Below are 12,498 nucleotides of genomic sequence, written 5' to 3'. Positions count from 1 at the left end.
CGTTACAGGGCACTCTAACCCGCTGGGTTGTAAAAAGGAATAATGATGACGTTTAAGCGTAGCTATGTTGCGACCACTGCCATTGCGCTGACCGCAGTACTTAGCGGTTGCCAACAAACACCACCCACAGGCCCGGATTACGGCGGCCCGCGAGCAGCGTACAGTGAGTGGACTTGCCACGGAGAGCCCGTGCTAGCGCAGTTCTATGGTGCGCGTGTGGTGATTAGCGATAGCCAAAGTTCGCGCTGGCTTGACCGTGGTACCCAGGTTGGACAAGTGTTTCGTGGCAATGGGCATAGTGTGCGTTTTCGTGACGACAGTATGCAATGGACGCGTGGCGACGAAACCTTAAGCTGTACCCCACGAGACTGGCCGCAAGCGTGGCAAGAGGCCGCCGCTGCTTCGCCTAAAGTGCATTTTAGAGCGCAAGGGCCGCAACAAAGCTGGGTATTTCAGTTGCAAGGTAAGGACGTCAGCATACAAGCCAGCGACGACTTCGGTGATATTGAGAGTCGCCGGTTACCGGCAGGTGAGGGCGACTATTACCTCGATATGTGGACATTTAACATTCAAACCCAGCAAGACCGCATGCGCATCCAAATTCTTGATGGTTTATGTCGCAATCAGCGCGACCAAATACCGTACCCATCAAGTATTCAAATTAACTGGAATGATCAGGTTTTGCAGGGATGTGGACGCTGGCTGGCAAAGTCTGGATATCGTCCATAAACGTAGCGGCACCGCGCACTATCATGCGCACCTGAACAATGGTTTGCTCCATCAATAACTGGCATTGGGTGGCGTCAAGGTCGAGTGCATCGGTGCCAGCACTAAACACTACCCGCACGATGGCATCGGCTTGCAACTCGGCGATCAAGCGGGGCAGCTCGCGTTCAGCGACCAAATAGTCGGCAAGCTCTGATTTAAAATGGTCGATTTCACGTGCCACTGCGTCACGAAATTCCCGCGAGGTGCCACTGCGCTCTTGTAACAGTAACCGGAACACACTGGTATGGTGAGTGACAAAGTACATGAAGGTTTCAAGTGAAACGCGGATAATGGAACCGCCACTCTCAATTCGCTGTCTACTTTGACGTAGCAGCTGGCGCAGGGCCAAACCGCCTTCGTCCACTAACGTGAGCCCAAGTTCTTCCATGTTTTGGAAGTGGCGATAAAACGACGTCGGCGCGATTTGGGCTTCCCGAGCGACTTCGCGCAGGCTCAGGCTGGAGAAAGATATTTCTGCAGACATTTGATTTAATGCGGCGTCAATCAAGGCGCGTCGGGTTTTTTCTTTTTGTCGGGCGCGGACACCAGCCATATCAAAGCCTTAGTGAATTGTTCAGTAACAGGGCGCCTAGTTTAGCAAGTTTTGCTTGTGTCTGTCACTCGACTAAGTTACATTGGGCGAACACATGTAAGCCGAAACTGGCCGCATGGTTTTTAAAATAAAGGTTTTTATGCAAGCAAATATGCAGACAAATACGCAAGCCAGCGCGCCAAAGAAGGCGCCATTAATTTGGCTTAACGTTTTAGTATTCAGTATTACCTTCGCTGTGGCTGCCATTGGCGTTCCGCTATATGCGCTGACCATAGGTATTAGTGCGGGTGTGTGGTGGGCGGCTTTAGGTTTGTTCATTTACTCGGGGCTCTCCATTACCGCCGGTTATCACCGCTTATGGTCGCATCGCACTTACGATGCGCATTGGACCGTGCGGCTGATTTTCGCCCTTGGTGGCGCTTTGGCACTACAAAATAGTGCCTTACACTGGTCATCCGATCACCGTGAGCACCACAAACACGTAGACCATGACGACAACGACCCCTATTCGGCCAGTCGTGGTTTCTGGTATTCGCATATTGGCTGGATGCTACGCGAGTATCAGCCTGACAAATATTATGACTACAACAACGTGAAAGACATGCAGCGCGATAAAATCGTGATGTGGCAACACAAACATTATCTGGCGTTGACCTTGCTGATGAATATCGGTGTGCCAATACTCATTGGTGTATTGACTGGCCAAATTATCGCGTCGTTACTTGTGGCAGGTTTCTTACGCTTGGTAGTGAATCATCACACCACATTCTTTATTAACTCGTTAGCGCACATTTGGGGCAAGCGTCCTTTCACTGAGCGTAACTCGGCGCGCGATAATGGCGTATTGGCGTTCTTCACCTTTGGTGAGGGCTACCATAATTTCCACCATATTTTCTCTGGTGATTATCGAAATGGTATCCGCTGGTATCAGTATGATCCGACCAAATGGTTGATTCGTGGCATGAGCTATGTGGGTTTGGCGAATAATTTAAAGCGTGCTTCTGACTACCAAATTGAAAAGGCGCGTATGGATGTGATGTGGTCGCGTTTGCAAGAGCGGCGTCAAACCACCGCCGAGTGGATGCAGCACGAGTACGATGCGCTAATGGAGAAAACCAAAGCGTATTATATGTCGCGTAAAAAGCTGCTGGATGCAAAAACGCAGGAAATTAAAGACCAAGTATCGCACTCAGCGCTGGTCGAACAGTATCGTGATATGAAGCGCAGCTTTAGAGTTGAGCGCCGACGCTGGAAACGTATGGTGCGCGCAGCACTATAGGTTTTCTTGCAGCGTATTTACACATCAGTTTTGACGTTCCATTTTAAAATACCGAGCCATGGCTCGGTATTTTTTTGCGTTATAGTGTGCGTGAGTATTGACCCAAACCACGCCTGAGTAAGCGTTAAATAAGTGTAAGGTACTTTACTAACTCGCAAAGCTGTTGAATAATTAACCTAATTAAATATTCGTTCACTGTGGACAAGGTGCTAAACGCAATATGCTGGTGAATTACTTTGGGCCTCGGCCTGCTAACTTACTTAATCAGTCTTCGGATGCCCTCAGTAATGGGCGTGCGGGTATGGCTGTGGGTGAGCAGCAAGTAAATCAGGCAAGTCGTGAAATCGCACGAGAGCCCCTGTACCAGCAGCAGCGCGAGCAGGTGCTCGAAGCTGGTCGGCCTGCCACAGACGAAACGGGTCTGCAAATCGACTTTAATCGCCAGCCTCTTACCCGTCAATTAATTAATCTTACTGAAGGCGAGATGGTATTCAAAGCCAATGCACGTTCTATTGAGGCGGCGCAAAGCATGTTCGATAGCTTACTGCGCGCTTCAGATTCAGACCCAACGCGTTCAGACTCAAGTCAGCGTGAGCGGTCAGGGGAGCGCGTATGATTACCACACCTATGGTGAGCTTTTTACCGACTACGGCTGCGCAACCTACCGATGTGTTACGACGCGATAATGCCGTACGCGAGGTCGTTGCACCGCTTAAGCCGATGGAAGCATTTCATCGCGAGCGTGGTCTCGGCTCCGACTCAGAGCGCCGTGCGCAAAGTCAGGAACGTTCGTACGCACAGCAGCTTGCCCAGGCACGTCTTGAAGCTGGTTTTCCTGGTTTTCTGCGTCGCAGTACGTCGTCCCCGGACAATCAGGTCCGAGAGGAGCCGGTTCGTCCAGCACAACAGCGGATTGGTCGCGATACCAGCGAGCCGACGTGGGAAGATGTTGATGCCGATGATATTGCTGACACTGAGGCCACAAGAACTGACGCGTTAAGCGCTGCGCAGCAACGTGCAGAGCTTCATAGTGCAGAGCGCGAGGCTGTCCAGCTTGATTTCGATTGGCCAAGCGACCCGCTTAACCGTGCGTACTCAAGCAGTTCCTATGCAAGTCGCTTTGATGATGGAGCTGGTAGCCGTCCTGTCGGGATGGACGCCGCAGTATTTGCCCGTGCTCAGCGCATTGAGCAATTTTACCAAGGTAGCTTCAGACCGAATGAGCAATTCTTGTTAGGCGTTGCTTAACCTCGCGCTCTGACTCGCAGCCTTGCGTCTTCGGGATGATTTAACCCTATGCCCAGAGTGACTCGATGACCCAGTACCAAGCTGGAATTGTGAGCGCACTTAACACCACCCCATACCCAATAATCGCTGACACCAAGCGAGGCTTTAACCCTGCGGCCATCGCAATGGCACCGGCGGTAATCATCGGCGGCATCGCAGCTTCTAATAACGACACACGTAGCGCAAGGCCATGTAAGCCAAGTGCCAGTGCAACCAATACTGCAATCGCCGGCAATGCAATCAGCTTTAACGTTAAGCTGGCAACGAAGGGGCTCACGTCGTTTCGGGGTATTTTAAAGTGCAGCTGCAGGCCAACCGCCACCATCACTGCGGGCACTAAGGTCATCCCCAACCAACTTAAACCAGTTTGCAATGGGCCGGGGTATTGAACCCCTGTCGCCAATACTATGAGCGCGATAATGAGTGCGACAAAGGGTGGAAAAGTTACCACTTTCTTGGCGATAGCAGCCCCTTGTGACAGTCGGCTCGCTTCCTTTTGGGAATTGTTGCGCCCAGGACGGCCGAAAATGGCTGCTAAGGTGGTGGCAATCACTGCCAGGCCAATAAATGATCCGAACTGGTCATATAAAACGGCATACGCAAGCCCACTTTCACCATAAAAGCTGCGCACAATCGGGAAACCTAAAAACGAGGTGTTTCCCAATGGAACCACAATTAAAAGCGCCCCCATAACTTCGCGCGACCAGCCGCACAAGCGCGTCAATATCACCACACTGAGCATACTTAACGCGAGCATGAGCCAAGGGGTGAGTATCGGCACCCATAATGAGGCGTCGATTTCTAACTTGGGTAGGTGAAGTAACACCATCGCAGGCATGGCGACATACAATACGTACTGAATTAAGCGCGGCGCCAAACTTTCAGGCAAAGCAACAAGGCGCTTAAGAATGACCCCAAGCGCCAAAAAGCCTAAAACAATACTAAAGCCGCCCACCGCTTACTTCTTTTTAGCGTTGGCAAACGCAGCGGCCAGCGCATTACCCATCGCCGCATTGCCAGGTGCTCCGCCGCCAGCAGTAGCGCGCTCATTGCGCTTGTTGGCGCCACCTGAGCGGCCTTGGTGCGAGCGGTTACTGCGTGGTCGGTTGGCGTTGTTGTCATTCACCGCGGCTTTGTCCGGGGTTGGTAGCTCATCATCTAAGCGCATGGTTAGGCTGATACGCTTACGTGGCGCATCAACTTCCAAAACTTTCACTTTGACCACGTCGCCGGCTTTAATTACATCATGGGGATCTTTAACGAAATCATGACTCAAGGCGCTAATGTGAACCAGGCCGTCTTGATGCACACCGATATCCACAAAAGCGCCGAAGTTGGTAATATTGGTGGCAACACCTTCCAACGTCATACCCGGCTTAAGGTCACTGATAGTTTCAACGCCGTCTTTAAACGTGGCGGTTTTGAATTCAGGGCGCGGGTCACGGCCCGGCTTCTCAAGCTCTTTGATAATGTCAGTGACGGTCGGCAAACCAAAGGTTTCATCAATATAATCTGCCGGGTTCAACCCACGTAAAAAGCTCACGTCACCAATAATATCGGCCACCGCACGTTGGTTGGATGCAGCAATGCGCTCTGCTACTGGGTAAGCTTCTGGGTGAACCGCTGAGCCGTCAAGTGGGTTACCCCCTTGCATGACACGCAAAAAGCCAGCTGCTTGTTCGTAGGATTTCGGTCCCATACGGGCGACTTTAAGTAACGCCTTGCGGCTATCAAATGCGCCTTCGCTGTCGCGATGGGCAACAATGTTTTGTGCCAATATGCGACTTAGCCCGGAAATACGGCTTAGCAGTGGAGCAGACGCAGTATTTACGTCGACGCCAACTGCGTTAACACAGTCTTCTACCACCGCATCCAAGCTATCAGCTAATAATGACTGGCTGACGTCATGCTGGTATTGGCCAACGCCGATGGCTTTAGGCTCGATTTTAACCAGTTCGGCCAGCGGGTCCTGTAAGCGCCGTGCAATGGATACAGCACCACGATAGGACACGTCTAAATCAGGAAATTCCTGCGCTGCCAGCTCAGATGCCGAGTATACCGATGCACCGGCTTCGCTGACCACCACCTTAGTCAGACGCTGCTCAGCTAGCTGCTTAATGACCTCAGCCACGAGTCGGTCCGTTTCACGTGACGCAGTGCCGTTGCCAATCGCGATTAGCTCAACTTTATGCAGGTGACACATGGCGGCTAGTGCGCGCACAGTTTTATCCCAAGCATTCTGTGGCGGATGTGGAAAGTAAGTGCTTTGGGTTAAGAGTTTACCGGTGCCGTCCACCACGGTAGCCTTAATGCCGGTGCGCAAGCCTGGGTCGATACCCAAAGTTACCCGCTGACCTGCAGGCGCCGCCATCAGTAAGTCTTTTAAGTTTGTGGCAAACACTTGGATAGCCGCTTTTTCAGCGTCTTCCCGCAATTGACCAAGCAAGTCAGTTTCCATGCGCGGTAAAATTTTGATTCGCCACGTCCATTGCACCGCCTGTTGACGCCATGCGTCCGCTGGTGCGTGGTTAAAGCGCAGGCCAAAATGGCTGGCTATCACATGTTCAAACTGGCTGCTGCGAATACTGTCGTCCTGGTCCGGATCGGCATTCAGTTGTAACTGCAATACCCCTTCGTTGCGTCCGCGTAGTAAGGCTAAAGCGCGGTGGGAAGGGACTTTGCGTAGCGGCTCCTGGTAGTCGAAGTAATCGCGAAACTTGGCGCCTTCCTGTTCTTTACCTGGTGCTACTTTGGCCTGCAGCGCTGCGCCTTGCCATAGGCTTTGTCGAATTGATTTCAGTAGGGCGGCGTCCTCGGCAAAACGCTCCATCACGATATATCGTGCGCCTTCCAATACCGCTTTGGTGTCACTAAAGCCAGCTTCCGCATTGATGTACTGCGCAGCTTGCTGTTCAGGATCTATGTTAGCGTCGTTGAGCAGGGCGTCGGCTAATGGTTCGAGCCCAGCTTCAATCGCGATTTGCCCTTTGGTGCGGCGCTTCGGTTTAAATGGCAGGTAGAGGTCTTCCAGCTCAGTTTTAGACTGTGCTTGGGCAATCGCTTGGCGCAATGTGTCCGTGAGCTTGCCTTGGTCGTTGATGCTTTTGAGAATGACGTCGCGACGCTCATTGAATTCACGTAAATAAACCACGCGCGAAGCCAGGGTGCGCAGTTGGGTGTCGTCTAAACCGCCTGTCACCTCTTTACGGTAACGTGCAATAAAGGGCACCGTAGCGCCTTCGTCAAGGAGGGCAATCGCGGCTTTAACTTGCGCTTCGCGGACATTTAATTCTTCAGCAATGGTAGATACAACGTGCAACATAGCTTCTCTCTGCTATCTTTAAATGGCTATTATATAGACAGCAACGAAGCTTGCCTCGTTGCCAAAGGCAGCATCATAGCATAGTCGGCCCCGCGGCAAAGGGGCGCACTTAGGATAACCAGTATGAACGAGATAATTTCCCAACTGAACGGGGTAGTTAGCATGTGGTGGGCCGGGCTGACCGTGAGCGCAGGATTAGTTTTGGCCGCAGTGGCGCCAGTTCAGGCGCAACAACCGCCGGAATATACCCAGCGTAGTATCGACCTTGCGGCGGATGGGTTAGACCACTTACAGGCTCGTTTAGCCAACGGCGCGGTCACCCTGCAGGGGGAGCCGGGGCTACAACAAGTGGTCGTTGAAGCGCATATTTACCATTATGACGCCGAGGACATTGTACTGACACTGGTGGCTGAGCAAGGCGCGGCGCGCTTGGAGGCAAGCTTTGGCGGTGGTAGCTATAGCGGCGCAGCTCCGTATATCAACTTGCATGTCAGAGTCCCACATCATTTTAGTGCCGAAATTGAACATGGCGACGGTGAAGTCATTGTGCATGAGTTGGCTGGTATGCTCAGCTTGCAAAATGGCGCTGGCGACATTCAGGTTAGCCACGTCGGTGGCGTGCATATTGAGCACCGTAGTGGCGGCAAAGTGAACACGCGCAATATTCACGGCCCAGTGCGTATTCGCCAACGCTAAGCAATCAAGGGCGCAGCTTTACAAGGTAAAGGTTTGGTATTGGGGCGGCAAAAGCGCGCGAGCTGTTCTAGGCTTAAAGGGTAAGACAAACTTACACGCACACAGCTCGCATGCTGAATACCAAGTAGGCAGCCAGCCAAGGTGACTTTTAATTGTACAAGGAGTTCATGATGAGTGAATCAAGTGCCCAGAAACGTAAAGCTGAAGCGAAAGTTGAACAGTGGGAAGCTGAGCTGAAGAAATTAAAAGCCCAAGCGAAAGAATCCAGTGCTGATGCTCAAATTAGCATTGAAAAGAAAATGGATGAATTACGCGGTAAGATCAGTAAAGCCCGTGATTAATACCAGTATCGGCGGCCGTTACTTGCTTTAAAAGGCAAGGCGGCCGCTTTTACTTTTACCTCGCCGAGTAGATGCAGTAACCTTGTTCCCCCTGAAAGCCACTTGATGAACCGCACGAACGCATGAAAACCAACCTAATTACGCGTGAAGGCTACCTGAAGCTAAGCGCCGAACTCGACCACCTGTGGCGTGTCGAGCGTCCCGAAACCACGGCAAAAGTGAGTTGGGCCGCAAGCCTTGGCGACCGTAGCGAGAATGCCGATTACCAGTACAATAAGAAGCGCCTGCGTGAAATAGACCGCCGCGTACGCTACTTGCGCAAACGCTTAGAATCAGTGCAAGTGGTTGATTATAATCAGCAGCAGGACGGCAAAGTGTTCTTTGGTGCCTGGGTCGAAGTCGAGGACGACGACGGCAAAACATTAAGTTTTCGGATTGTGGGCCCAGATGAAATTTACGGGCGCAATGACTACATTTCAATTGACTCACCGATGGCGCGTGCGTTGTTAAAGAAAAGTGTCGATGATGAGGCCGAGGTAAGCACGCCTCAAGGCAACCACACGTGGTACATTAACGCGATTCGCTATCAACCCAAGTAGGCCGATCTCGGGCTACACCTTTTGTAACAAATTAACCCTCGTAGATAGACGCATCGGCTTTGCAAAGCGGGCTGCGCACTCTTATATTGAGCGATAGACACAATCACGGTAGGACCCCGCATGGTAACGGCGCAGGAACACGCAGGCGAAAGCCAGAAAATTCTAGTGGTAGATGATGATATGCGTTTGCGCGCATTGCTTGAGCGTTATTTGCTGGAACAAGGCTTCGCTGTGCGCGCAGTGGCAGACGCGCACCAAATGGACCGCTTGCTGGAGCGCGAAAGCTTTTCTCTCATGGTGCTGGATTTAATGTTGCCCCATGAAGATGGCATGTCGATATGTCGGCGTTTGCGTGAAAAAGGCAGCGCACTACCAATTATTATGCTCACCGCCAAAGGCGACGAAGTTGATCGCATCATGGGTTTAGAGCAAGGTGCTGATGACTACCTTGCCAAGCCATTTAACCCACGTGAGCTGCTAGCACGGATTAACGCAGTGTTACGCCGCCAAAAGCGTGAATTGCCAGGGGCACCAAGTGACGAAGAGATGATCGTCGAATTTGGTGATTTTTGGTTTAACTTAGCCACCCGGGAAATGCGCCAAAACCAGCAGCCAATTGCGCTAACCAGTGGTGAATATGCGGTATTAAAAGCGCTAGTGACCCACCCCCGAGAGCCGCTTTCACGGGATAAACTGATGCATTTAGCACGTGGGCGCGACTACAGTGCGCTGGAGCGTAGCATCGATGTACAGGTGTCACGCTTACGCCGCATGATAGAAGCCGATGCCACCAAGCCACGTTATATCCAAACGGTTTGGGGCTTGGGCTACGTGTTTGTGCCTGACGGTCAAAAAGCCTAATGTGGCGCTGGACACCGCGTACTGCTTTTGCCCGTACTATTGCATTGATTGCGTTCGTGTTGGTTATCAACCAAGCGGTGTCGTATTTGATGATAGCCGTGTACGTGGTAAAACCCGGGGTGCAGCAAATTGTGCATCTGCTGGGTAGTAACCTGCAAACGCGTATCCTGTTAGAACAAGTGGAAGGCCCCGAGCGACAACCCTTGCTGGCTCAATATAACGCGATGGGTGGCGCACAACGCTTTAGCGCCCAAGAGGCAGAGCAAATGGGCGTTGATTATGCCCAGCCCTACGAGTTCCTCGCGGCAGAATTAAGTTACGTGATGCAAGAGCCCGTGCAGGTGCGCATGGCGAGCTATAACAGTACCTTTTTTTGGGTCCAGCGCAGTCAGGAGCCAGACAGCTGGTATCGTGTGGTGCTGTCTGAATTTGATGACCGTGCGTTGTCGCCATTGTTATTTTACTTAGCGTTAATTGGTTCGTTAAGTGTATTGGGTGGCATTGCATTTGCGCGTTGGCTCAACCGTCCGCTGCAAGCTTTACAGTTGGCAGCGCGCAGGATTGCCGCTGGTGAAGACCCTGGGCAACTGGAAGAACGCGGTGCCTCGGAAATCATGCAGGTGACCCAGGCGTTTAATCAAATGTCGCGGGGTATTCAGCGTCTTGAGCAAGATCGCGCATTGCTACTTGCAGGTATTTCCCATGACTTACGCACCCCTTTAACGCGCATTCGTCTTGCGACTGAAATGATGCCACCGAGTGAAGATTACTTGGTTGAAGGCATCGTCCATGACATTGACGATATGAATGCGATTATCGACCAGTTTATCGATTACGTGCGTGCCCGTGATCATGTCAATTTCAGTGAAGAAGACCTCAATGTGCTGATTCAAGATGTGATTGAGAGTGTGCAGTACGTGACGGACGCGCCAAGTGAAGACCTATTTCACCTTAACTTGGGTGACTTACCTTTGGTGCAACTGCAAGCGGTAGCGATGAAGCGCGTGCTAAGCAACCTAATTGATAACGCACGCCACTATGGCTCGACACCGATAACAATTCGTACTGGCGCTCAGGGTATCTACGCCGATGGTAATGTGCGTAAAGATGCCCGCATTTGGATCGAAGTAATCGATAGCGGTGAAGGCATTGATGAAGCGCAATTGGATGAGGTATTTGAACCCTTTATGCAGGGCAACTTGGCTCGCGGTGGGGAAGGGTCTGGTTTGGGCTTAGCCATCGTGAAACGTTTTGTACAATTGCACGGTGGCGACATTCAATTACGTAACCAAGCTGGCGCTGGGCTGTGCGTGCGGATCGAATTGCCAGTCAGGCAACCGACCCAACACGCGGTAGGCTGACTCAGCCCATCACACGGTTAATACCATTGAGGGCTGCCACCCGGTAAGCCTCGGCCATGGTCGGGTAGTTAAAGGTGGTATCGATAAAGTAATCTAAGGTATTACCTTCTCCCTTTTGCTCCATAATGGCTTGGCCGATGTGAATAATTTCTGCTGCACGCTCGCCGAAACAGTGAATGCCAAGAATCTCGCGGGTTTCACGGTGAAACAGCAATTTCAGACAGCCAACTTGGGTATCCGCAATTTGTGCACGGGCTAAATGCTTGAATTGAGCGCGACCAACTTCATAAGGCACTTTCTTCGCGGTTAGCTCTTCTTCAGTCGCACCCACCGAACTAATTTCCGGAATGGTATAAATACCCGTTGGAATATCCGCAATGAGTTTTTGCTCGCACTTACCTTCAAGCATTGCGGTGGCAGCGAAGCGACCTTGGTCATAGGCTGCACTGGCAAGGGACGGGTAACCGATAATATCGCCGACTGCATAGACATTGTCGACGCTGGTACGATAGTTGTCGTCAACCTCTAACTGGCCGCGTTGGTTCGGCTTCAGGCCAACTTTCTCAACACTCAGCGACTCGATATTGCCGGACCGACCATTGGCAAATAGCAGACAGTCTGCTTGCACAATTTTGCCTGATTCTGTGGTTAGAATGACCTTGTCGTCCGTACCTTCCACACTGGCGAACTCTTCGCCATGGCGAATCACCACGCCGCTGTTGCGTAAGTGATAGCTCAAGGCGTCAGAAATTTCAGTGTCGAGGAATGACAGCAGGCGGTCGCGCATGTTGAGTAAGTCAACTTTCACACCCAAGCCACGAAATATACTGGCATATTCACAGCCAATCACGCCTGCGCCGACGATAATAATGCTGCGCGGGTCGTGCTTTAACGCCAATACGGTATCGGAATCGTACACACGCGGGTGACTGAAATCGATATTGGCAGGGCGATAAGGGCGCGAGCCTGTGGCAATCACAAATTGGCGCGCGGTAATGAAATCAACTGACCCGTCAGCTTTTTCAATTTGCAGGGTGTTGCCATCCACAAACGACGCAGCTCCATGAATCACTGGCACCCCATTGCGCTCATAAAAGCTGCCTCGCAGCTTGATTTGGCGACGGATGACGGATTGTGCGTGATCAAGAATGTCACTGAATTTTAAATGCAGTGGGGTGTCATGACGCGAAAACAGGGGGTTTGCATTGAACTCAATTAAACGGCTAACCGAGTGGCGTAGCGCTTTAGATGGAATGGTGCCCCAATGCGTACACCCGCCGCCGATACTTGAATGGCGCTCTATCATAGCGACGCGCTGCTTGCTTTTTGCCAGCTTCATGGCGGCGCCTTCACCTGCTGGACCTGAACCGATAACTATCGCGTCGTAATCAAACGTTTTCTTTGCCATGCATGACCCTGTTTAAAACTGTA

Annotated in this window: 13 protein-coding genes; 9 read left to right on the top strand and 4 right to left on the bottom strand. The window is 51.7% G+C overall.

The features are described 5' to 3' along the window. The first annotated feature begins 42 nt into the window (after positions 1–42). Positions 43–729: a hypothetical protein gene (locus CWE07_RS03410; RefSeq protein WP_126818969.1), complete on the top strand. Its 687-nt coding sequence runs from the start codon at positions 43–45 to the stop codon at positions 727–729. On the opposite strand, the gene fabR is transcribed toward CWE07_RS03410, so the two are convergent. Then, complete coding sequence (gene fabR, locus CWE07_RS03405; RefSeq protein ID WP_111568778.1) at positions 662–1,321, bottom strand: HTH-type transcriptional repressor FabR; 660 nt, start codon at positions 1,319–1,321, stop codon at positions 662–664. The two genes, CWE07_RS03410 and fabR, sit on opposite strands and share 68 nt — an antisense overlap. A gap of 151 nt (positions 1,322–1,472) precedes the next feature. On the opposite strand from fabR, the gene CWE07_RS03400 reads away from it, so the two are divergent. From CWE07_RS03400 to CWE07_RS03390, 3 genes are all read left to right on the top strand, one after another. After that, positions 1,473–2,600, top strand: coding sequence for an acyl-CoA desaturase (locus tag CWE07_RS03400; RefSeq protein WP_111568890.1), 1,128 nt, complete (start codon positions 1,473–1,475; stop codon positions 2,598–2,600). A 220-nt stretch (positions 2,601–2,820) separates the two neighbouring features. Beyond that, positions 2,821–3,216: a hypothetical protein gene (locus CWE07_RS03395; RefSeq protein ID WP_111568779.1), complete on the top strand. Its 396-nt coding sequence runs from the start codon at positions 2,821–2,823 to the stop codon at positions 3,214–3,216. Next, positions 3,213–3,848 (top strand): hypothetical protein, encoded by a 636-nt coding sequence (locus CWE07_RS03390; protein ID WP_111568780.1) that lies wholly within the window; start codon positions 3,213–3,215, stop codon positions 3,846–3,848. The genes CWE07_RS03395 and CWE07_RS03390 overlap by 4 nt, the downstream gene beginning before the upstream one ends. Positions 3,849–3,894: 46 nt before the next feature. Here CWE07_RS03390 and CWE07_RS03385 read toward each other — a convergent pair whose 3' ends face one another. Both CWE07_RS03385 and CWE07_RS03380 read right to left on the bottom strand, forming a co-directional pair. Beyond that, the gene (locus tag CWE07_RS03385) at positions 3,895–4,842 is read right to left on the bottom strand and encodes an AEC family transporter (protein ID WP_111568781.1); all 948 of its coding nucleotides are present in this window, start codon (positions 4,840–4,842) and stop codon (positions 3,895–3,897) included. Positions 4,843–4,845: 3 nt separating this feature from the next. Continuing rightward, positions 4,846–7,209, bottom strand: coding sequence for a Tex family protein (locus CWE07_RS03380; RefSeq protein ID WP_111568782.1), 2,364 nt, complete (start codon positions 7,207–7,209; stop codon positions 4,846–4,848). A gap of 123 nt (positions 7,210–7,332) precedes the next feature. Here CWE07_RS03380 and CWE07_RS03375 point away from each other — a divergent pair, with 123 nt between their 5' ends. From CWE07_RS03375 to envZ, 5 genes are all read left to right on the top strand, one after another. Beyond that, complete coding sequence (locus CWE07_RS03375; RefSeq protein ID WP_111568783.1) at positions 7,333–7,905, top strand: hypothetical protein; 573 nt, start codon at positions 7,333–7,335, stop codon at positions 7,903–7,905. 170 nt (positions 7,906–8,075) lie between these two features. Next, a complete protein-coding gene (locus CWE07_RS14295) occupies positions 8,076–8,246 on the top strand; it encodes a sll1863 family stress response protein (RefSeq protein WP_157983209.1) in 171 nt (56 codons plus the stop codon). A 122-nt stretch (positions 8,247–8,368) separates the two neighbouring features. Next, on the top strand, positions 8,369–8,845 hold the full coding sequence (gene greB, locus CWE07_RS03370) for a transcription elongation factor GreB (protein WP_111568784.1): 477 nt from the start codon (positions 8,369–8,371) through the stop codon (positions 8,843–8,845). Positions 8,846–8,965: 120 nt separating this feature from the next. Then, on the top strand, positions 8,966–9,706 hold the full coding sequence (gene ompR, locus CWE07_RS03365; protein ID WP_111568785.1) for an osmolarity response regulator transcription factor OmpR: 741 nt from the start codon (positions 8,966–8,968) through the stop codon (positions 9,704–9,706). Then, positions 9,706–11,067: a two-component system sensor histidine kinase EnvZ gene (envZ, locus tag CWE07_RS03360; protein ID WP_111568786.1), complete on the top strand. Its 1,362-nt coding sequence runs from the start codon at positions 9,706–9,708 to the stop codon at positions 11,065–11,067. Before ompR ends, envZ begins: the two co-directional genes overlap by 1 nt. A gap of 1 nt (position 11,068) precedes the next feature. On the opposite strand, the gene sthA is transcribed toward envZ, so the two are convergent. Then, positions 11,069–12,475 (bottom strand): Si-specific NAD(P)(+) transhydrogenase, encoded by a 1,407-nt coding sequence (sthA, locus tag CWE07_RS03355; RefSeq protein WP_111568787.1) that lies wholly within the window; start codon positions 12,473–12,475, stop codon positions 11,069–11,071. Between the last annotated feature and the right edge of the window lie 23 nt (positions 12,476–12,498).

It is taken from the genome of Aliidiomarina maris, from assembly GCF_003987335.1.
Taxonomy (GTDB): Bacteria; Pseudomonadota; Gammaproteobacteria; order Enterobacterales; family Alteromonadaceae; genus Aliidiomarina; species Aliidiomarina maris.
Note: the sequence above shows the minus strand (reverse complement) of the source record. Positions and strands in the feature narration are given on the sequence as shown.